A 20,484-nucleotide genomic window follows, 5' to 3' on the forward strand; every position below is an offset into this window, starting at 1 on the left:
AAAGAAAAAAAATGTAAAAATTATCCTCCGTGCTTCCTTTGGGAGTACGTGTTCATCAGAACTCAATCTCCAAAGAATCGTACGCCAGCTGTACATTCGCCGGCAAGTCTGTGTGGGACTCGCTGTGCAGGCCGTACTGGTGACTGATGTGGGTCAGGTACATATTGGCGGGTTTCAGTTCTTCATTCAGTTTCAGCACGTCTTCCAGAATAAAATGTGCCGGGTGTGGATTTTCTTTCCGGATGCAATTCAGAATCAGATGATCCAGGCCGCGCAGTTTATCTTTTTCTTCTTCTGGAATCAGACTCGCATCGGTAATGTACACCAGGTTTCTGAACCGGAATCCATAGATGCTGATGCGGTAGTGCATGACCTCTACGGGAAGAATCTGTGTGCCAAACAAATGAAGGTCGCCATTGATCAGATGAAGGTCAAAGGACGGCGCTCCCGGATACTTTTCTTCTGTAAAAGCATAAGGAAATCTTTGCTTGATTTCATGGCTTACACGTTCATTACAGTACACCGGTATTTCTTTTTTATTTTTGAAAATAAGTGGCCGCAGATCATCCAGGCCAATGACGTGATCATTATGTTCGTGGGTCAGCAGCAGGGCATCTACCTGGGTCTCATTGTTGCTGAGCATCTGTTGGCGGAAATCCGGTCCGCAGTCTATCAGGATTTTGTGACCGCTGTCAGTGGTGATCATGGCAGAGGCCCTGGTTCTCTTGTCCCGCGGGTCTGCAGAGCTGCATACGGGGCAATGGCAGCCGATTACCGGAATTCCCTGAGAAGTGCCTGTTCCTAAAAACTTTAATGTCATGTTTTGCAGATTGTGTGTAAAGCTAAAAAAAAATGCGTTGTCTGAAAAGTTTTTTGTTATGATCCACCGGAAACCGTGTGGCTGTTGTCAATTCAGGATCTGTGATTTCCGGCGGATTTGCGTTGTCGACGGATTTGCTTTACCCCTTAAGAATTCGTATTTTTGCAAAAAATTTCTTCATGTCTTTAAATCAGCCCAAACTGACCCCCAAACAGAAAGCTTTAGCCATCAATCTGGATTCCAAGATTTACGGAACATTTGCCGAAATTGGAGCCGGACAGGAAACGGTACGTCATTTTTTCCGGGCAGGAGGCGCATCCAAGACCATTGCCAAAGCGATGTCTGCCTATGATAAAGACTTCTCTGATGCCATTTACGGAAAAGAGCCCCATAACCGGTATGTTACCCAGCACCGCCTGCGCAAAATGCTGCGCTATGAGGTGGCTCTGATAGAAGAAAGACTCTCCCGTGAAGATAGTCCGGGCAGAAAATTCTTTTCCTATGCCAATACGGTGACTACCATCAACTTTGAGAAAACCTTTAAAGGTCACGGTTGGGTAGGCGTGCGTTTTCAGCGGGAAGAAACAGAAGATTACAGTGAAGTGGTGCTTCATGTGAAATTTAAAGAGAATAATACGACTCTGCAGCAGGAAACGCTTGGGAATCTTGGGGTGAACCTCATTTATGGAGCCTACTTTTATCATGATAACCCAAGACAACTCATAGATTCCCTTTATGATGATATTGCGCTGGATGATCTAGAGATTGATATGATAGATTTCATGGGCCCTGCTTTCCCTTATGTGGACAACCGACTAATGAGTCTGCAACTGGTGAAAAACGGTATGACGGATGCCGTGATCTTTACACCGGGCGGGAAAAATATGCTGCCGGCAGATATGCTGTACAAAAAGAATATCTTTGCGGTGCGGGGCAGCTTCAGACCGGTGACCAAGGTGAACATCGATATGTTTGAAAGCGGACTGAAACTGTTTATGAATGACAATCAGTGCAGCGAAAAAGATACAGAGGTACTTTTTGAAATTACTATTTCTAACCTGAAGGGCGACGGGGATATAGACGAACGGGACTTCCTGGACCGGGTAGATGTCCTGGCCAATCTGGGATACACCGTCATCATTTCCAATTTCTCAGAATATTATCGTCTGATCGATTATTTTGCCGGCTATACCGGGCAGAACATCGGTATTGCCATGGGGGTGAATAATCTGCTCATGGTATTTGATGAAAAATACTATAAAGATCTTTCCGGTGGAATTCTGGAGGCATTCGGGAAGTTTTTCCGGAATGATACCACGGTTTATCTTTATCCCTACAAAGATCCAGAAACCGGAGATATACTTACGGCCAAAAACCTGAAGGTAACGGATCACCTGAAGGATCTGTATAAATTCTTTAAACTGAATAACAGAATAAAAGATATTGATTCCTACAATCCGGAATACGCCGAAATCTACTCGCGGGAAATCCTGAGAAAAATTACCCATAACGAAAGTGGCTGGGAAGAGCAAATCCCGGACGGGGTGGCAGAACTCATTAAGGAAAGAGGAATGTTCGGCTATAAAAACGAAGTAGAACTGAAAGAATTTACCTGAAATTAATATCATGTCCGAAATAAAAAGAAGACTCGCGACCATTCTGGAAAGCCCTGCAATGAATCCCACAGAAAAACTGCAGAAAATCTGTACCTTGCTGGATCAGGAGATTGAATATTTCAACTGGACCGGATTTTATTTTAAAAACGGGGTCAAGGATGAGCTGATTCTCGGTCCTTATGTGGGTGCCGAAACGGATCATACCATCATTCCCTACGGAAAAGGAATCTGCGGGCAGGTAGCCGTGTCTGGCGAAACATTTGTGGTGCCGGATGTTCACGCTCAGGATAATTATCTGGCGTGCTCACTGGAAACCAAGGCTGAAATTGTGGTTCCTATATTCAAAGACGGCATAAATGTGGGTCAGATTGATATAGATTCGCACACGCCCGATCCTTTTACGCCGGAAGATCGCGAAATGCTGGAATGGCTTTGTGGCAAGGTTGCTGAAATAATCTGATGTTCTCAGAGATTCCTCAGGGTGTTGTATGTGGATTTGCACTGCAGTAGGTGGGTGCCAAACCATGAAAAAGCTTCGCCGTCTGCCAGGGTAATCTTTGATTCCGGAAACTTTTTACCGAATTCTTTTACATGCTGATCCCGGAACGGATACGGTTCTGTGGAAAGCAGAATATACTCGGCGCCTGCCAGTTCCTGCACTCCAATTTCCGGATAGCGCGTCCGGTGTCCGAAGATATTTTCAAAACCGGTTCTTACCAGAATATCATGGATAAACGTGTCACCCCCTATGGTCATCAATGGGTTTTGCCAGATGAGGTAAGCTGCTTTTTTGCCTGGCAACACTGAGGGTTGCTCAAAGATGGCATCCAGTTCACTGTTGAATTCAGCGGCCCGGTTTTCTTTACCCAGCACGCTTCCCAGATCAGTGATGAACTGTCGGTTGTCTTCCATATTTTTAATGTCGGTGACCCACACCTTGAAATCCTTCATAAGTGCTTCTGCCTGTTCCTTTACATTTTCTTCTTTATTGGCAATGATAAGGTCCGGTTTCAGCGCTTTTATCTTTTCAATATGGATGTTCTTGGTGCCGCCTATCACCGGAATCTGATGTACCGCTGGAGCAGGGTGGATGCAAAATTTGGTCCTGCCGGCAATTTCCTTTGCACTCAGCCCGAAATCAAAGAGCGTTTTGGTGATGGACGGAACCAGTGAAACAATGGTCATAAACAGTTACAGTATTTTACCCGCCAGAAATAAACCGGCAATAGAAAAATAGATGATGAGTCCGGTGACATCTACCAGAGTGGCGACAAACGGGGCTGATGAGGTGGCAGGATCCAGATTGAATTTTTTGAGCAGAAACGGAACCATGGAGCCGGAAAGGGTACCCCAAACCACAATCATCGCCAGAGAAATTCCCACGCTGATGCCCACAAATATCCAGTATGCGCCATAATCGAACCATCCCAGCTTATGCCAGATCAAAATCCGTAAAAACCCGAGTATGCCCAGCAATGAACCCAGAAACAGGCCGGTAACCAGTTCCTTTCGCATGACTTTCCACCAGTCCTTCAGGGTGATTTCCTGCAAAGCCATGGCGCGGATAATTAAGGTAGCCGCCTGTGAACCGGAGTTTCCGCCGCTGGATATAATAAGGGGGATAAAAAGGGCAAGCATTACCGCTTTTTCTATTTCATTTTCATAAAAACCCATTACTGAAGCAGTAATCAGCTGCAGGAAAAACAGAACGACCAGCCAGAACGCCCGTTTTTTAATCATCTCAAACCAGTGGGTCTGGATATAAGGCTCGTCCAGCGCTTCCATACCCCCGAATTTCTGAATGTCCTCCGTGTTCTGAAGTTCAATCTGATCCAGAATGTCATCTATGGTTACAATGCCTACCAAAACCCCCGCTTCTGTGATGATGGGCAGTGCGTTCCGGTCATATTTTTCAAAATATTGTACCGCATCTTCCTTGCTGGTGGTGGTTTGTATGGCTACATAATGATTGTCTGTGAGTTCTGAGACCAGTTGGTTCTCATCGGCCAGCAGGAGGTTTCGGATGTCCAGGTCATCAATCAGATGATTCCGTTCATCTACCACATACAGATAGTTCAGGGTTTCTACCTTTTTCCCGACTTTTTTAATCTGTTCAAAACATTTTTTTACCGTCCATTCTTTTCTGATCTGAATGTAGTAGGGGGTCATCATTCTGGCAATGCTGTTCTCATGATACCCCAGCAGTTTCAGTGCAATTCTCCGTTCCTGCGGATTGAGCAGGTTAATGGAGTGTTTGATGAGCTCATCCGGAAAATCCTCGAACAGGAGGGTTCGGTCATCAGGAGTCATTCCGTTCAGAATGTTGGAGACCTCTTCATTGCCGATGCTGCGAATCGTTTCTTCCTGAAAATCGGGATCCAGGTGGGTGAAAACGGCAGATTTATACGCTTTGGGAACTTTCAGAAACTCCAGCAGCCGTTCATCTGCGCGGAGTTCGCTCAGTTTTTCAGCAATATCAGCAGGGTTTATTAATAGTTCTTCCGTATCCACAACACAGGTTTTATGGTGCAAAAATAGCTGAAATTATTGGATAACCTAAGAAGCAGGCAGCTTTTAGGGCTTTGCAACAGGTTAATTTGTTTTTCTGGCCCTTTTCAAATCTTTAGACATCAGCTTCATAACGCCATCAGTGCCTTTTTTAATGGAATTTTGGGCAGAACCAAGTATTCTGGCGTTTTTCCTGAACGTGTCATACTTGTTTTCGGCTATGAGAACTCCCCGGGCATCGTATAATTTCATGCTCACAATCACCTGGCTGGAAAACACAAACTGACCCAGTCCGACCTTGAAAAACCTGACCTTCGGTATTACCGCATGGGACGCATCATTGTTCAGGCATATTTCACGGATGACTTCTGCATCGGTATCCTGATAAGTTACCGGCATATCTACCCGTACCATACGACTGTTTTTTGCGTTTGCAAAACGGTCTGTTACGGCAGAAAAAAACGCATCATAGGTGGCTGAACGGATTTCTTCTACGGGAGGAAAAATTTCAGGAGCAAAATAGACTACGTTCCGGGATATTTTTTCCCTGCTGTTCTGCTCATCGTTTTGGACCAGAATTTGCGCTTCCAGATTCTGAAAACACAGAACCAGAAGCAGAAAACCGGCGAGAAAATGAACGTTTTTAGTCAGCATTTGTTAATTATGGGCAAAGATACAGTCTTTAAAAGCAATTTTAATGCAAAATTTAAGAAAATTTTAACATAATTACAAGCCGTATTGCAACTAAAGAGGAGCACGGCACTTGCTGGTTCATAAAATTGTTGTACTTTTGCACCTCGTTACATAATAATCATTAAATAATATTTGCATGTACTTAACATCAGAGAAAAAAGCAGAAATCTTCGCTAAGCACGGAGGAAAAGCAGAAAACACAGGTTCTGCAGAAGGTCAAATTGCATTGTTTACCTTTAGAATTAACCACCTTACAAGCCACCTGAAGGCGAATCACAAAGATTACAATACAGAAAGATCTCTTGTAAGACTGGTAGGTAAAAGAAAAAGCTTACTGGATTATCTTAAGAAAAAAGATATTGCAAGATACAGAGCAATTATTGCTGAACTGGGTTTAAGAAAATAATTCTTTTCCACTACAGAAATTTTAAGGCAGCACCGCAGGGTGTTGCCTTTTTGGTTATTCCTGCAGCACTACAATCCTGATTTTTTATACTTCGCATGCGCGGGATATTTTGTTTTCCGCTAAGTATTTCTATTTTTGTGCTTCGCCAGTTTTTGTGAACTTAAAAAATTGAAGTGTCCTATATATTAAAATCCTCAGGCCGACTGATTCAGAAAACCGCATTCATTCTGCTGACATGGACAGGAATGGAATCCGTGGTTGCCCAGCATTCAGACAGTATCCGCAATGCGGATATTATTTTTTCTGCCGCACTGGAGCATGGAAAAATTTTACCAACCAATTTTTACCTTTTGGAACTGGAGACCCCCAAACAATACACCGGATATCATATCAGTGCCCGATATCAGACCGACGGGAGCCGCGAGTGGGAACAGGTTTTTGGCAATCCAAGTTTCGGACTGGGCGTTTTTGCTGCAGATCTGCACGCAGACCGGGATATTGCCAGACCGCTGGCTGTGTACGGAACCTTTAATACGACGGCCAGAAGCTGGGAAAAACTGAAGTGGGATTACTGGGTGAGTTTCGGTATTGCCATCGGCGGAAATCCCTATCACATGGAAATGAATCCGAATCCCACGCTGGGCACCAAAACCAATATGTACATTGGTGTAGGAAGTGCTTTCAAATATAAATTGGCAGATAAGTTTGATCTGGGACTGGGACTTTCATTTAATCACTTGTCCAATGGTGCCATGAAAACACCCAACAAAGGACTGAATGTGCTTGCCCCGCAGTTATCTCTGACCTATCATCCGGAGGGGTTTGCACCCGTGCATAAAATTTCCAGCCGGAATCTGCCATTCGAGAAAGCTGATAAAATAGAACTGTCTGCTTTTTACGGCAGAAAGAATGTCTTCTACCGCGGAGTAAACCGCGAGTTGCTTGCAGATCCTTATGATGGATTTAACTTTACCATTACCGGAATGGAAGGATTGTATATGCGTAAAATCAGTTATAAATCGTCTGCAGGTCTTGGCGTGGGAATTACGTATGATGACAGCTATAATTATGATTTATTTGTGGACGGGTCGGTGGTAAGTAAAAGAAAAAGATTTGAAAACACCCACCTGTTACTCAGTGTGTTGCCCTCTTACAGGCTGAGCATCAATAATCTTCACGTAAATGTTCAGGCAGGTTATTATCCCTTTAAAAAGACCCGCCAGTATGATGAATTCCGTTTTTTCCAGAGGGTTGGGATTCAGTATGAATTCAATAACCGGATGTTTGCTTCATTCGGGATCAATGCTTTTGATTTCCACCGGGCTAATTATCTGGAATGGAAACTGGGTTACGTCATCAGCAAAAAAATCAGAGACTGATTACTTGCCGATTTTGCCTAAATGGGTATGCTTGAAATGATCCGGATATTTAAGTCCGTATCCCATAATCCGGTCGAATGCAGCGTGCGAAAAGAGAATGATTCCCGCAACTTCCAGATGCAGCATTCCGGAATACATGCCGGCTGCATAACAGAGCACTGCGATGCCGAAATGGTGAAACAGATTGTAAAAATAGCTTCCGGCTTTGGGCCCCGCCAGATATCCCAGCATTGAAACATCGGGCAGAAAAAACAGTCCCGCAAACCACCACCAGGAGAGACCGGTTTGTGCAAAGGCCATGATGCCCAGCAGTAAAAAAGCAGCATATTCAATTTTCAGGATCAGTTGCATGGCAAAATCTTTAAATATCAGTCAGAATGAAGAGCAGAAAGTTACGTTTTCCTTTAAATAAATCGTGAACCAACAAAAAAACGTATCTTTGCCCACGAAAATTTAAAGAGATTAAATATTAACCGCACTCAATACGGAGTGCCCAAGACGAAACAATTTTATGAATGCTCCGGAAGCAATTATTGAAAAATTTCAATTAAAAGACGGGAGAGAAATCTCCATAGAGACAGGACGTCTGGCGAAACAAGCCAACGGTTCTGTAGTGGTAAAATGTGGCGGCACCATGCTTTTGGCAACGGTGGTGGCCAATAAAGAAGCCAGCCCGGGAGTGGATTTCCTTCCGCTTACCGTAGATTACAGAGAAAAATTCTATGCCGGTGGTAAAATCCCCGGAAACTTTTTCCGAAGAGAAGCAAGACCTTCAGACGAGGAAATTCTGACCATGAGACTGGTAGACCGCGTATTGCGTCCACTGTTCCCGGAAGATTTCCATGCCGAGGTTCAGGTGATGATTGCCCTGATTTCTTATGACAAAGAAGCCATGCCGGAAGATCTGGCCGGTCTCGCAGCATCTGCAGCCATCGCTCTTACAGATATCCCGTTCAACGGGCCTATGTCTGAGGTAAGAGTGGTAAGAATAGACGGACAGTTGTCTGTAAACCCAAGTTTTGAAAACCTGAAAAAGGCAGATCTGGATATCATGGTGGGAGCTACCAAAGACTCCATTGTAATGGTAGAAGGAATTATGGACGAGATTTCTGAGCAGGAAATGATTGAAGCCATTCAGTATGCGCATGATGAAATTAAGGTTCAGATTGCAGCGCAGGAAAGACTGGCAGAAAGAGTAGGGAAATCTTTACCAAAAAGAGAATACAGCCATGAGGTTCACAACGAAGAAATTCGGGAGAAAGTATGGAAAGAAACATATGATAAAGTATATTCAGTAGCCAGAACGCCTTCTGCAAAAGAAGAAAGACACGAGAATTTTGCAGCAGTACTGGAGGAATTCCTTGCACAATATTCTGAAGAAGAAAGAGCAGAAGTAGAGCCTTTTGCCAAAATTTACTATCATGACGTAGAAAAAGAAGCGATGCGTCAGATGATTCTGAATGACAAAATCCGTCTGGATGGCCGGGACCCGGAAACAATCCGCCCGATTTGGAGCGAAATTGATTATCTGCCGGGCGCACACGGTTCCGCAATTTTCACCAGAGGAGAAACGCAGTCGCTAACTGCTGTAACCCTGGGTTCCATTAAAGATGCCAATATGGTAGATTCTGTAGCTTCACAGCATGATCAGAAATTCTTCCTGCACTATAACTTCCCGCCATTCTCCACAGGAGAGGCAAGACCACTCAGAGGTACTTCCAGAAGAGAAGTGGGTCATGGAAACCTGGCGCAAAGAGCGCTGGAGAATATGATTCCTGCCGAGAATCCGTATACCGTACGTATTGTTTCTGATATTCTGGAATCCAACGGATCTTCTTCTATGGCTACCGTTTGTGCCGGTACGCTGGCGCTGATGGATGCCGGAGTACAAATTAAAAAGCCGGTTTCCGGGATTGCAATGGGTCTGATTACCGATCCGAAATCCGGAAAATTCACCGTACTTTCAGATATTTTAGGTGATGAGGATCACCTGGGAGATATGGATTTCAAAGTAACCGGAACAGCAGACGGAATTACGGCCTGCCAGATGGATATTAAAATCCAGGGCCTTACCATGGATATCCTGACCACAGCGCTGAATCAGGCAAAAGACGGACGTCTGCATATCCTGAATGAAATCATGAAAACCATAGACACACCGAGAACAGATGTGAAACCTCACGCTCCGAAAATGGAAATTCTGGAAATTCCGAAGGACTTCATTGGTGCCGTAATCGGACCTGGTGGTAAGATTATTCAGCAAATGCAAAAAGATTTTGATACTGTGATTGCCATTGAGGAAATTGGTGAAATCGGAAGAATTGAAATCTCCGGCGTAAGCCGCGAAAACATCAACGCAACTATTGCAGCCATTAACGAAATTACCTTTGTTCCTGTAGTGGGCGAGGTGTATAATGGTAAAGTGGTGAAAGTGATGGATTTCGGAGCCTTCGTGGCCATTGCCAAAGGTACTGAAGGTCTGCTTCATATTTCCGAAATAGAATGGAGAAGACTGGACAAAGTGCCTTATGCAGAAGGTGATGAAGTGGAAGTGAAATTCATGGGTTATGATGACCGCAAGAAAATGAAACTTTCCAGAAAGGTATTGCTGCCAAGACCTCCGAGACCGGAAGGAAAGGATGGAGAACAGCGTGAAAACCGTGAAAACCGTCCGCCAAGAGGTGAAGGAAGAGAGGGTGGCGACCGCAGACCAGGCGGAAACAACCGTCCTCACCACAGCGGCAGAACCAACGAAAGACCGGCGGGTGAAGATACCTTCAAACCCCTGAATGAAGGTGAAAACCCAACTGACGAGAAGCCGGAAGGATTCTAAGCAACAGACCTTATTATAATGAAACCACCGAATTTCCGGTGGTTTTTTTGTTATGTGTTCTGCTGCCGGCACCGGTGTCAAATCTTTCAGGTAAAACGCATCATCGTAGCAGAAGGTTTTGTGATTTCCAGTAGTTGATTCTGGGTTTCGGAGAAAGCATCACTGTTCACCGGCCGCGGCGTCTGCGGAAACGTATCGCCTGGAAACTGAGTACAGCTGCTCAGAATTATCAGCATTCGCTGCTTGAAGATAAAAATCCCTCTGCAAAAAGCGGAGGGATCGATGACGAAATGCGGTTATAACGGCTGGAATCTCGCCTGAAAGAACCGTAAATACTTCGGTTCGTAGACCATTTTCAGACCTTTGATTTCTTTTCTTCTTTCATAAACCCGGGCAGTGGATTCGGCAATGACGTCCATGTGCGCCTGCGTATATACACGCCTTGGAATGGTAAACCGCACCAGTTCCAGGTTCGGATAGTAATTCTCACCATTGGCCTTTCTTCCGGCAGAAACAATTCCTCGTTCCATGGTCCGGATCCCCGCATCCAGATAAATTTCTGCCGCCAGGGTCTGGGCAGGGAAGTCATCCTGAGGAATGTGTGGCAAAAACTGCTTTGCATCAACAAAAATTCCGTGTCCGCCAATGGGTTTCACAATGGGGATCCCAAAGGCTTCCATCTGTTCGCCCAGATACAGCACCTGACCTATTCGTGCTTTCATGTGCGCATCCTGCACACTCTCACGGATTCCGATGGCCATGGCTTCCATATCTCTCCCGGCCAGACCGCCATAGGTGTGCAGCCCTTCGTACACCACCACCATATTCCGGGCTTCCTCAAAGACATCCCAGTCATTCAACGCCAGAAAACCACCGATGTTCACCAGGGCATCCTTTTTCCCGCTGAAGGTTCCGCCGTCCGTATAGCTGCAGATTTCGTTTACAATTTCTGCTATGGTTTTCAGCCGGTAGCCTTCTTCTTTTTGCTGAATAAAATAGGCATTCTCCGCAATGCGGGTCATGTCCAGCATTATTTTGATGCCTTTTTCCTGTGTATATGCGCGCAGTTCCTTCAGGTTTGCCATGCTCACCGGCTGCCCGCCTGCCAGATTCACGGTCACGGCCACGCAGATATAGGGAATGCGCGCTGCGCCATATTCCTGAACCAGCTTTTCCACTTTATTCAGATCTATATTTCCTTTAAACGGATATGCTGAAGCAGAATCATGGGCTTCATCAACAATCACGTCATGAAAGTCCCCGCCCGCCAGTTCCTGATGCAGTCTGGTGGTGGTAAAGTACATATTGCCGGGCACAATATCTCCCGGTTTAATCATTACCTGAGAGAGAATGTTTTCTGCTCCGCGTCCCTGGTGGGTTGGAACCAGATACTTATATCCATAGATGTCCTGCACCGTTTTTTCCAGATTATAGTAATTTTTACTTCCTGCGTAGGCCTCGTCTCCCAGCATCATGCCGCTCCACTGTTCGTCACTCATGGCACTGGTGCCACTGTCTGTTAACAAATCAATATAGACATCTTCAGATTTGAGTAAGAAGGTATTATAGCCTGCGTCTTCCAAAGCCTTTTTTCTTTGCTCTGCGGTGGTCATCTTCAGGAGTTCCACCATTTTTATTTTGTAGGGCTCTGCCCAGCTGTTTTTATTGGGTAACATCAGTTTTCTGATTTTAAAATTGAACATAGTTGTTGCAGAGACTCCCATACAGAAATCTCTATTTTTGTTGTGGTATGATGTTTAAAATCAGGTAGGTTTTCGCAGAAACTTTTTGTACAGAATCATAGAAAATTCGTCCATGTATACTTCGGAAAATTGCAAGATCATTAACCAGGAATATTTCATGAACGAATTTATTCTCAAATTTAGTAAAGATTTGTGAATGAAACAGATGATTTAAATCATAGTTTTGGCGTACTAATTGTAATTAAATGAAAAAATCAAAATATTATGAATGCAACGCTTTTAAGAAGAATTCTGATGTGGGTGGCTCCAATTGCCATCGGTTATATTGTAAAGAAATATGAGGAAAAACAAGCGAAGAAAAAACAGCAGAAAGGCCTTGTGAAATAATACCGTTTGCACATCACCACCTCCCCGGACAGTTGTTTCCGGGATTTTTTTTTGAAAAAGGGTGATTTTCCTGCTCTGCAATGGCTGATATTACGTAATTTTACTATGTAAAAGCTTCATGGTCAGTACATAATGCTTTTTCAGATTAAAAAATTAACCCAAAAAACGAATACCATGCCTTCAAATCCTTTGCAGACCAGAATCAAAATGATTCAGTCTAAATTATCCCTGCCGCAAACCGGCTTATACGATGTTGCCACCGTTTCGGAACTTGAAAAATTACTTGGAACTTCCGGTTCGTCCTCAAATTTGCAACAGCGAAAAATGAATATCCAGAAGAAACTTGGATTCACAGGGCGAGATGTAGACGGCATCTTTGGTGTCAATACCACCACGCGCATTGAAATGTTTGTGGATGAACGAATTCCGCCGCTTCCTAAAGGAGCCAGTATGATTGTGTCTAAAAACTCACTCCAGCTGGTGCTCGAAAGTGAAATTTCATCAAAAGCCATGTACAATTCCAGGTATAAATTTCCCACATGGCCGCACGGTTCCAGCGGAATTACCATCGGAATAGGTTATGATCTGGGCTATACCACCCCGGCGCAGTTCGAAAGAGACTGGCGGGCACTCCTGGGCGATGCACGGTTCAATAAGCTGAAACCGGCCGTAGGGAAGAAAGGAGAGCCGGCCCGGAATGCACTGAGTGCTTCTGTAAAATCTGTTGAGATTCCGTATGAGGATGCATTGGAGGTGTTTTATACCGCTTCTGTGCCGGTCTATGCCAGAACAGCCGCAAAAGCTTATCCCGGAATCGAACTGCTGCCACCCGATGCTCAGGGAGCGCTGCTCTCCCTGGTGTATAACCGGGGTGCCAGTCTCACCGGTGCTACCCGTACTGAAATGAAAAATATCGTACAGTGGGTAAAGGCTAAAAATCTGGATAGAATAGCCTCCGAAATCATTTCCATGAAACGGCTGTGGGCGGGGAAGCCCAATATGAGAGGGCTTTTGCTTCGGCGCGACAAGGAGGCTGCTCTGGTTCGCAATGCTCAATATTATATGAAACCGCAGGACTATATTTTTGCCTGAGTACAAAATATCAGATCATTTATATGATATAAATTATACGTGAAATGTGAAGATATTTGGCTAAATTTGCTAGGAACCAATACGGAATTAATAAAAATATTATACAATTATGAGTTTTCCTACCGATTTAGAAATCGCACAAAATGCGGACATTCAGCACATCAGAAACATTGCCGGAAAAATTAACATTGAAGAAGATGATCTGGAATACTACGGGAAATACAAGGCCAAGATTCCTCTGAAGTATATTGACGAAGAAAAAGTGAAAAAATCCAGGCTCATTCTGGTGTCAGCCATTAATCCTACACCGGCCGGAGAAGGAAAAACGACCGTATCCGTAGGACTTTGCGACGGTCTCAATAAAATTGGGAAAAAGGCAATTGCGGTATTGCGCGAGCCTTCTTTGGGGCCTGTTTTCGGCATTAAGGGAGGTGCTGCCGGCGGCGGCTATGCGCAGGTAATTCCCATGGTGGATATCAATCTGCATTTTACGGGTGATTTCGGCGCAATAGAGAAAGCGAATAATCTTTTGGCCGCACTCATTGACAATAATCTTCAGAATAAAAAACATTCGCTCAATATAGATCCCAGAACCATCGTATGGAAACGGGTGATGGATATGAACGACCGTGCCCTTCGCAAAATTGTGGTAGGTCTGGGCGGTACCGCCAATGGTATTCCCCGTGAAGACGGTTTCAACATTACGCCGGCTTCAGAAGTTATGGCCATTCTGTGCATGAGTGAAAACTTTGAAGACCTTAAAACACGTCTGGGTAATATTTTTATAGGCTATACCATGGACAAAAAACCGGTATACGCCAGAGACCTGAAGGCCGAGGCGGCTATGGCCATTTTACTGAAGGACGCCGTAAAGCCTAACCTGGTACAAACCCTGGAAGGGAATCCGGCCATCTTGCACGGCGGGCCTTTTGCCAATATTGCTCAGGGCACGAACACGATTATTGCAACCAAAACCGGGATGTCGCTCTGCGATTATGTGGTGACTGAGGCTGGTTTCGGGGCGGATCTGGGTGCAGAAAAGTTCCTCCACATCAAATGTCATTACGCAGGATTTAAGCCTGCAGCCATGGTGATTGTGACTACGGTGCGTGCCATGCGCTACCATGGTGGTGCCAAAAAAGGGGAGTATGAAAACCCGAACTACGAAGCGGTGACCAAAGGGATTGAAAACCTGAAAAAACATATTGAAAACTATTTGAAACTTCAGTTGAAACCGGTGGTGGCCATTAACCATTTTGCAACAGATTCTGAAGAAGAAATCAATTTCATCAAAGCAGAGTGTGAGAAACTTGGTGTAAAAGCCATTCTGGCAGATGAGTTTACTATGGGAGGCGAAGGCATGAAGGAACTGGCTGCCGAGGTAGTAAACGCTGCCGAAAATTATGGCAATGATTTCCAGCCGCTGTATGATGTTAATGCAAGAGTGGAAGACAAAATAGAAAAAATTGCCCGGGAAATGTATGGTGCAGATGGTGTGGTGTTTTCGGCAAAAGCAAAATCAGACCTGAAGGTTATTTATGATTTGGGACTGGATAAACTGCCGGTGTGCATGGCCAAGACCCAAAAATCGCTTTCAGATAATGAAAAGAAAATAGGAAGACCCACCGGTTTTGAAATCAATGTGCGCGAATTTGAATTTGCCGCCGGTGCCGGCTTCATCATTCCGGTATTGGGAGACATGATGCGGATGCCGGGGCTTCCCGCTGTGCCTGCATCCGAAGGAATGGATATTGACAAGGATGGAAATATCTTTGGTCTGAGTTAGTTTCGTTCAGCAACCAAATCTAAGTAAAGCCATTTTCAGCAGGAAATGGCTTTTTTGTTTTTTCATAATTCCTTGATTTATTTATAGAATTTAAATGATTGTTTAAATTAATGATATTTTAAATGATTGATAATCAGATATAGTTGTGAATTTCTATGCGCCAAATGGTAAATGTCAGATAGAATATGGCACAGTTTTTACACCTTATCAGTCAGTAAAATTTAAAACAACATACATTAAAATTCAACATTATGAAAGCGATTAAAACAACAGCCCTTAGTTTAGGAATTTTAGCATCAGGGATGCTCTTTGCACAAGAGCAGCCACAGCCTAAGTATGACAATCCGCAGATGACCAATATGATTAAAATTGGCGGTGCAGTAGGTCTTGCAGTGCCGGCAGAAAATGCGGCATGGTCACTCGGGCTGGATGTAGCATATCAGAATCTGGTGACTCCAGGTTTTGGTTTAGGTATTGCGACGGGTTATACCCATTATTTTGCAAGAGAAAATGACGGACTGAATAATAACGATTTTGGCGTGGTGCCTGCAGCAGCGCTAATCAGAATCTATCCGCGTGATACCGGATTCTATTTCGGAACAGACTTAGGTTACGGTTTTATTGTTGGAGATGATGAAGTTGCGTCAAACGATGCGGCAGAAACGCAGAGACCAGATGGCGGTTTCTATATCAAACCCGAAATAGGATACCATAATAATGACTGGAATTTCTTCCTGCAGTATCAGAAAGTATTTACAGGAGATACCGGGAATATCGGAAATCAAAGCTACAATGCAGGTTCCATAGGTGTAGGAGCCTCTTACAACATTCCGCTGGGTAAATAATTTTTGCCAGGCGATAAACAGAACCTTTTCATTATTTTTTATGAAAAGGTTTTTTTATTTTACGAAACATTTTTATCTTTGGTTGAAATACCCTACTATGGTCAGCAACGCAAAATTTCCGCTGTTTCTTCCCGGTGTCCGGAAGGACAGTAATCAAAATATTTCCATCATTTCTGCTGACGTTCGTGAGGCAGAAACCGTTTTGGCATTCTACACCGTTTCAGGAGAAAAGGCAGAAAGTACTGTAGAAAAATCGTATGAAACCACCGCATTTGCATCTTTTTCAGACATTGTAAAATTATTTGTGGAGGAGCATCAACTTTCAGAAATCAATCGTATTGCGGTAGCTGTTCCCGGGCCCGTAATTCACGACCAGGGAATATCCATTCGTTTACCATGGATTCTGGACAAAGCAGAAATTGCGGCGGGTACCGGTGTTTCAGATATTTTCCTGCTGAATGATCTGGAAGCTATGGCATACGGACTTGCAGATGTTACCGACAAGGATTTACTCACCATTTACGAATCCGAGAACAGAACGACCGGTAATGTGGCCATTCTGGCTCCCGGCAGCGGATTGGGAGAGGCTGGTTTGTTTTATGACGGGAAATTCCTGAGACCGTTTGCAACAGAAGGCGGGCATTCTGAATTCTCACCACGCACCACTGTAGAAGTGGAATTTTATCAGTTTCTCAATAAGATCTACGGAATTGTGAGCTGGGAAAATGTATTGTCCAAAAATGGTCTTTTCAATATCTTCCGGTTTCTGAGAGACGAAAAGAGACATCCGCAGTCCGAAAGACTGATTGAAAGACTGAAAGCAGGCCGCGATTTTTCTACCGTGATTTACGAGTCTGCCATGGAAGATCAAGAACAAATCAGTACCATAGCCCTCAATACCTATCTGGAATTTCTGGCCCGCGAAGCCAATAGTCTTGTCCTGAAACTGAAGGCTACCGGTGGTTTGTTGCTGGGTGGCGAATTGCCGCTGCTGCTGAAAGAGTATATCGATAAGGAAAGATTATACCAGAAATTTATGATCAGCGATAAAATGGAGCGCGTACTGCGTGATATCCCGATTTATATGCTGCTGAATAAAAAAATGATTCTTGCGGGTGCCGCTTATTATGCCGCTTTTTCGGAGAATTAATATTTTTTGATTTAACATAATGTAAAAACTTCAATCAAACGGTTGAAGTTTTTTTTGGCTTTTTCTCCGGTTCAAAAAAAATGGATATATTCACCAACTCTAAAAATCCTGATGAGAACAGCAGAATAAGAGGGTGAATTTCAAAAAATAAATAGGTGCGGACGCAAATAGGTTCCGAATTATTAAGGAGAATTGTTATATTTGTTAATTGATAAAAAAGATTAAATGAAAAAATTATTTTTACTGACGTTAATGCTGTGCAGTGTTTTCTTACTGGCACAGAAAACAAAAACCAAAGGTGTACAAATTTCAAAGGTGAAGACTTCAGACATCAGATGGTGGGGTTATAAGGTAGTGAAGAGCGAAGCGACCACACATTCCGGATTCGTAAAGCTGAAAAACGGTAAATTTATATTCAAAGATAAATTACTGGTGGGTGGCGATTTTACTATTGATATGAGAAGCCTTACCAATACCGATTTAACCGGTGAAGATCAGGTAAAACTGACCAACCACCTGCGCAGTACAGATTTCTTTGAAGTAAAGAAATTTCCTGTGGCGAAGTTTGTCATCACAAAAATCCTTCCTTCAAAAAACCTGGAGTATAACTATCTGGTATATGGTAATTTAACCATAAAAGGAAAAAGAAAAACCATTTCTTTCCCTGCAAAAATCCGGACCAATGACCGTTTTGTAGAGTTTGAATCTGCCAAGTTCTCGCTGAACAGACAAGATTATAAAGCATTCTACAAGTCATCCATCAGAGATTATCTGATCAAGGATCAGATGGACATACAGGTGAAACTGACCGCTAACTAATTTTTACACTTTTTACAAGTGATACAAGAGCAGATTTTCTGCTCTTTTTTAGTTAAAGGTGATGACTTCATTTTTATCAGTACTTTAATGTTGATTTTTGATTTTGTATTTACATTACAAAGCAAATTCCATCAATATCAGGAAAGAAAAACGGTTAAAATGGATCATCCCGGATGCATGTTATTTTACAAATAGAGGCCATATTTTAAAACCGATTCTTAATTTTGCAGGATGACGAAAAAGAAACTGTACATCGTCAGTGGTCTGGGAGCAGACTTCAAAGTACTGGAACGCCTCAGCTTTCCGGAGCATCTGGAAATAGTTTTTCTGGAGTGGCTGATTCCTGAAATAGAGGAGCCTTTTTCTGCTTATGTACAAAGAATGGCATCTTTTATAGATGACTCCGAACCCTTTTATTTAATGGGCTATTCATTTGGCGGAATCATTGTGCAGGAAATTCATCAGCTGAAACCGGCAGAGAAAGTCGTGATTTTAGGAAGCATAAAATCGGCGAAAGAAAAATCACGCATGCTGAAACTGGGTCGCCTTACCCGAATTCCCAAACTGATGCCGGCCGCTTTTTATACACAGCGTACCATGTCTGCGTACAGCTATCTGCGAAAATTCTTTACCGAAAAAAACACTAAAATTCTGCAGTATTTTAATGTACGGCATCCGTATTATCTGAAATGGAGCATTGCTCAGGTGGTAGAGTGGAACGGAACAGAAATTCCCGGAGTTATTCAGATTCTTGCAGACCGCGATATGGTTTTTCCGGTGGCCAATTCCAGACCGGACTATATTATAAAAGGTGGTTCGCACCTGTTTCCCGCTACCCGGCATAAAGAAGTTTCGCTGATTCTGGAAAAAGTTTTTCAGCCTGAACAACAGACCGGTACGCCGGAGAAAAATTAAGCAGACATTCTGTACAGTTGACGATTTTCTTCATTTAAAATTCATTTTTTATCCGTTGTAAACCATTATCTTTGTCTTTCAAATAATCCATATGCAGTCTATTTCTGTTTTTGAAATTATAAAAGTAGGTATTGGCCCTTCCAGCTCCCACACCATGGGTCCCTGGAATGCCGCAGAAAATTTTCTTATCCAGATTCGCACCCATCACAATCTTCAGGATGTCCGGGAAGTTTTTGTAGAATTCTTCGGTTCACTGGCCAAAACCGGTATCGGACACGGAACCGATATTGCCGGCATGTTGGGACTTTCCGGTGAGAATTTTAAAACTATTGATACCACACAGATTGACAGTAAAATAGAGCATATTAAAGTCAATAATCAGTTGATGCTGGGGGGCGAGAAACTTGTTCCATTTGTGTATGGCAAGCACCTAGTACTCAATATGAAGAAAAATCTGGATTTTCACCCGAACGGGATGATTTTCCGGGCGGTGTTTAACGACGGAACAGAACTTGAGCAGGATTATTACTCCATCGGTGGCGGTTTTATAGCCACTCAGAACGAAAATTCCATGGAAAAAGTGTGCATCCGGACCCTGTATCCCTGTCATAGTGGCAAGGATGTGCTGGAGTATATGCGCAAACTGAATCTGGAGCGGATTTCAGACCTTATTTTTCTGAATGAACAATCGTGGCGGCCCCGCGAAGAAACCGAAAAGGAAGCATTGTATATCTGGGATCAGATTAAAGAATGTATTTATAAAGGAGTTAACAAAGACGGGATTCTCCCCGGAGGACTTCGGGTGACACGCAGGGCAGCAGATCTGAACAGAAAACTTCTGGGCGGAAAACTGTACCGGGATCAGGAAGAATGGTACCGTATGGTGATGGAAGCAGAAAGCACTTTTACCAATATCAATAAATGGGTTTCCTGTTTTGCGCTCGCCGTAAATGAAGAAAATGCCAGTTTCGGACGCATTATTACGGCACCAACCAATGGTGCCAGCGGCGTGATTCCTGCGGTACTGATGTATTCCCAGGCTTTTACAGAACACCGGAACCTTGATGACATCATTCGGTTTATCCTCGTGGCCGGCGAAATAGGCACGTTATTTAAAAAGAATGCCACCATTTCTGCAGCCATGGGTGGTTGCCAGGCCGAAGTCGGTGTATCATCAGCCATGGCCGCCGCTGGACTTACAGAGATTATGGGCGGAACCCCGGGACAGGTTTTGATGGCTGCAGAAATAGCCATGGAACACCACCTGGGACTTACCTGCGACCCGATTGCCGGACTTGTACAGATTCCTTGTATTGAAAGAAATTCCATGGGCGCCATGAAAGCCATTACTGCAGCCAATATTGCCATAGAATCAGATCCTGCGAAAGCAAGAGTCACACTGGATGAAGTTATTCAGAGCATGTGGGAAACGGCGCAGAGCATGAGCGACCGCTTCAAGGAAACTTCTGAAGGCGGACTGGCCATCGCGGTAAACGTAGCCGAATGCTGATGAACTGACAAAAAGATTGTTT

Annotated in this window: 20 protein-coding genes; 13 read left to right on the top strand and 7 right to left on the bottom strand. The window is 43.8% G+C overall.

Features of this window, described 5'->3' with window-relative positions:
* Positions 1-55: 55 nt before the first annotated feature.
* Entirely contained in the window at positions 56-820 is a 765-nt protein-coding gene (locus LKO26_RS10645; protein WP_227587845.1) for an MBL fold metallo-hydrolase, read from the bottom strand.
* 179 nt (positions 821-999) lie between these two features.
* On the opposite strand from LKO26_RS10645, the gene LKO26_RS10650 reads away from it, so the two are divergent.
* Both LKO26_RS10650 and LKO26_RS10655 read left to right on the top strand, forming a co-directional pair.
* Positions 1,000-2,436 carry a TonB-dependent receptor gene (locus LKO26_RS10650; RefSeq protein ID WP_227587846.1) on the top strand — a complete coding sequence of 479 codons (1,437 nt, stop codon included), beginning with the start codon at positions 1,000-1,002 and terminating at the stop codon, positions 2,434-2,436.
* A gap of 10 nt (positions 2,437-2,446) precedes the next feature.
* Positions 2,447-2,896 carry a GAF domain-containing protein gene (locus LKO26_RS10655; protein ID WP_227587847.1) on the top strand — a complete coding sequence of 150 codons (450 nt, stop codon included), beginning with the start codon at positions 2,447-2,449 and terminating at the stop codon, positions 2,894-2,896.
* 5 nt (positions 2,897-2,901) lie between these two features.
* Here LKO26_RS10655 and LKO26_RS10660 read toward each other — a convergent pair whose 3' ends face one another.
* From LKO26_RS10660 to LKO26_RS10670, 3 genes are all read right to left on the bottom strand, one after another.
* Complete coding sequence (locus LKO26_RS10660) at positions 2,902-3,621, bottom strand: ABC transporter substrate-binding protein (protein ID WP_227587848.1); 720 nt, start codon at positions 3,619-3,621, stop codon at positions 2,902-2,904.
* 6 nt (positions 3,622-3,627) lie between these two features.
* Entirely contained in the window at positions 3,628-4,947 is a 1,320-nt protein-coding gene (mgtE, locus tag LKO26_RS10665) for a magnesium transporter (RefSeq protein ID WP_227587849.1), read from the bottom strand.
* Between the two features lie 81 nt (positions 4,948-5,028).
* Positions 5,029-5,598, bottom strand: a complete 570-nt coding sequence (locus LKO26_RS10670) for a pyruvate decarboxylase (protein ID WP_227587850.1) — start codon at positions 5,596-5,598, stop codon at positions 5,029-5,031.
* 175 nt (positions 5,599-5,773) lie between these two features.
* On the opposite strand from LKO26_RS10670, the gene rpsO reads away from it, so the two are divergent.
* Both rpsO and LKO26_RS10680 read left to right on the top strand, forming a co-directional pair.
* Positions 5,774-6,043 carry a 30S ribosomal protein S15 gene (rpsO, locus tag LKO26_RS10675; RefSeq protein WP_227587851.1) on the top strand — a complete coding sequence of 90 codons (270 nt, stop codon included), beginning with the start codon at positions 5,774-5,776 and terminating at the stop codon, positions 6,041-6,043.
* A gap of 173 nt (positions 6,044-6,216) precedes the next feature.
* Positions 6,217-7,422: an acyloxyacyl hydrolase gene (locus LKO26_RS10680; RefSeq protein WP_227587852.1), complete on the top strand. Its 1,206-nt coding sequence runs from the start codon at positions 6,217-6,219 to the stop codon at positions 7,420-7,422.
* Here LKO26_RS10680 and LKO26_RS10685 read toward each other — a convergent pair whose 3' ends face one another.
* A complete protein-coding gene (locus tag LKO26_RS10685; RefSeq protein WP_227587853.1) occupies positions 7,423-7,773 on the bottom strand; it encodes a DUF4260 domain-containing protein in 351 nt (116 codons plus the stop codon).
* A 160-nt stretch (positions 7,774-7,933) separates the two neighbouring features.
* On the opposite strand from LKO26_RS10685, the gene LKO26_RS10690 reads away from it, so the two are divergent.
* Positions 7,934-10,255 (top strand): polyribonucleotide nucleotidyltransferase, encoded by a 2,322-nt coding sequence (locus LKO26_RS10690; RefSeq protein WP_227587854.1) that lies wholly within the window; start codon positions 7,934-7,936, stop codon positions 10,253-10,255.
* An 86-nt stretch (positions 10,256-10,341) separates the two neighbouring features.
* Here LKO26_RS10690 and LKO26_RS10695 read toward each other — a convergent pair whose 3' ends face one another.
* Together LKO26_RS10695 and LKO26_RS10700 are read right to left on the bottom strand one after the other, a co-directional pair.
* Positions 10,342-10,491 (bottom strand): hypothetical protein, encoded by a 150-nt coding sequence (locus LKO26_RS10695; protein WP_227587855.1) that lies wholly within the window; start codon positions 10,489-10,491, stop codon positions 10,342-10,344.
* Positions 10,492-10,551: 60 nt separating this feature from the next.
* Complete coding sequence (locus LKO26_RS10700; protein ID WP_227587856.1) at positions 10,552-11,931, bottom strand: tyrosine phenol-lyase; 1,380 nt, start codon at positions 11,929-11,931, stop codon at positions 10,552-10,554.
* 291 nt (positions 11,932-12,222) lie between these two features.
* Between LKO26_RS10700 and LKO26_RS12740 the strand changes: the two genes are divergently transcribed.
* The 8 genes from LKO26_RS12740 (at position 12,223) to LKO26_RS10735 (ending at position 20,462) form a co-directional block, all read left to right on the top strand.
* Positions 12,223-12,345 carry a hypothetical protein gene (locus LKO26_RS12740; protein ID WP_262907438.1) on the top strand — a complete coding sequence of 41 codons (123 nt, stop codon included), beginning with the start codon at positions 12,223-12,225 and terminating at the stop codon, positions 12,343-12,345.
* A gap of 174 nt (positions 12,346-12,519) precedes the next feature.
* Positions 12,520-13,437: a hypothetical protein gene (locus LKO26_RS10705; RefSeq protein ID WP_227587857.1), complete on the top strand. Its 918-nt coding sequence runs from the start codon at positions 12,520-12,522 to the stop codon at positions 13,435-13,437.
* Between the two features lie 109 nt (positions 13,438-13,546).
* Positions 13,547-15,223 carry a formate--tetrahydrofolate ligase gene (locus LKO26_RS10710; protein WP_227587858.1) on the top strand — a complete coding sequence of 559 codons (1,677 nt, stop codon included), beginning with the start codon at positions 13,547-13,549 and terminating at the stop codon, positions 15,221-15,223.
* Between the two features lie 251 nt (positions 15,224-15,474).
* The gene (locus tag LKO26_RS10715) at positions 15,475-16,068 is read left to right on the top strand and encodes a hypothetical protein (protein ID WP_227587859.1); all 594 of its coding nucleotides are present in this window, start codon (positions 15,475-15,477) and stop codon (positions 16,066-16,068) included.
* 97 nt (positions 16,069-16,165) lie between these two features.
* Positions 16,166-17,218 carry a glucokinase gene (locus tag LKO26_RS10720; RefSeq protein ID WP_227587860.1) on the top strand — a complete coding sequence of 351 codons (1,053 nt, stop codon included), beginning with the start codon at positions 16,166-16,168 and terminating at the stop codon, positions 17,216-17,218.
* 225 nt (positions 17,219-17,443) lie between these two features.
* Positions 17,444-18,037: a YceI family protein gene (locus LKO26_RS10725; RefSeq protein WP_227587861.1), complete on the top strand. Its 594-nt coding sequence runs from the start codon at positions 17,444-17,446 to the stop codon at positions 18,035-18,037.
* A 231-nt stretch (positions 18,038-18,268) separates the two neighbouring features.
* Complete coding sequence (locus LKO26_RS10730) at positions 18,269-18,952, top strand: alpha/beta hydrolase (RefSeq protein WP_227587862.1); 684 nt, start codon at positions 18,269-18,271, stop codon at positions 18,950-18,952.
* A gap of 91 nt (positions 18,953-19,043) precedes the next feature.
* A complete protein-coding gene (locus tag LKO26_RS10735) occupies positions 19,044-20,462 on the top strand; it encodes an L-serine ammonia-lyase (protein ID WP_227587863.1) in 1,419 nt (472 codons plus the stop codon).
* Positions 20,463-20,484: the final 22 nt, after the last annotated feature.

The sequence above is a fragment of the Chryseobacterium sp. MFBS3-17 genome, from assembly GCF_020687745.1.
Taxonomy (GTDB): domain Bacteria; phylum Bacteroidota; class Bacteroidia; order Flavobacteriales; family Weeksellaceae; genus Marnyiella.

Coding starts and splice junctions, on each gene's coding strand:
- LKO26_RS10645 (WP_227587845.1), bottom strand. CDS start 820: ATGACATTAAAGTTTTTAGGAACAGGCACTTCTCAGGGAATTCCGGTA.
- LKO26_RS10650 (WP_227587846.1), top strand. CDS start 1,000: ATGTCTTTAAATCAGCCCAAACTGACCCCCAAACAGAAAGCTTTAGCC.
- LKO26_RS10655 (WP_227587847.1), top strand. CDS start 2,447: ATGTCCGAAATAAAAAGAAGACTCGCGACCATTCTGGAAAGCCCTGCA.
- LKO26_RS10660 (WP_227587848.1), bottom strand. CDS start 3,621: ATGACCATTGTTTCACTGGTTCCGTCCATCACCAAAACGCTCTTTGAT.
- LKO26_RS10670 (WP_227587850.1), bottom strand. CDS start 5,598: ATGCTGACTAAAAACGTTCATTTTCTCGCCGGTTTTCTGCTTCTGGTT.
- rpsO (WP_227587851.1), top strand. CDS start 5,774: ATGTACTTAACATCAGAGAAAAAAGCAGAAATCTTCGCTAAGCACGGA.
- LKO26_RS10685 (WP_227587853.1), bottom strand. CDS start 7,773: ATGCAACTGATCCTGAAAATTGAATATGCTGCTTTTTTACTGCTGGGC.
- LKO26_RS10690 (WP_227587854.1), top strand. CDS start 7,934: ATGAATGCTCCGGAAGCAATTATTGAAAAATTTCAATTAAAAGACGGG.
- LKO26_RS10695 (WP_227587855.1), bottom strand. CDS start 10,491: ATGCTGATAATTCTGAGCAGCTGTACTCAGTTTCCAGGCGATACGTTT.
- LKO26_RS10700 (WP_227587856.1), bottom strand. CDS start 11,931: ATGTTACCCAATAAAAACAGCTGGGCAGAGCCCTACAAAATAAAAATG.
- LKO26_RS12740 (WP_262907438.1), top strand. CDS start 12,223: ATGAATGCAACGCTTTTAAGAAGAATTCTGATGTGGGTGGCTCCAATT.
- LKO26_RS10705 (WP_227587857.1), top strand. CDS start 12,520: ATGCCTTCAAATCCTTTGCAGACCAGAATCAAAATGATTCAGTCTAAA.
- LKO26_RS10710 (WP_227587858.1), top strand. CDS start 13,547: ATGAGTTTTCCTACCGATTTAGAAATCGCACAAAATGCGGACATTCAG.
- LKO26_RS10715 (WP_227587859.1), top strand. CDS start 15,475: ATGAAAGCGATTAAAACAACAGCCCTTAGTTTAGGAATTTTAGCATCA.
- LKO26_RS10720 (WP_227587860.1), top strand. CDS start 16,166: ATGGTCAGCAACGCAAAATTTCCGCTGTTTCTTCCCGGTGTCCGGAAG.
- LKO26_RS10725 (WP_227587861.1), top strand. CDS start 17,444: ATGAAAAAATTATTTTTACTGACGTTAATGCTGTGCAGTGTTTTCTTA.
- LKO26_RS10730 (WP_227587862.1), top strand. CDS start 18,269: ATGACGAAAAAGAAACTGTACATCGTCAGTGGTCTGGGAGCAGACTTC.
- LKO26_RS10735 (WP_227587863.1), top strand. CDS start 19,044: ATGCAGTCTATTTCTGTTTTTGAAATTATAAAAGTAGGTATTGGCCCT.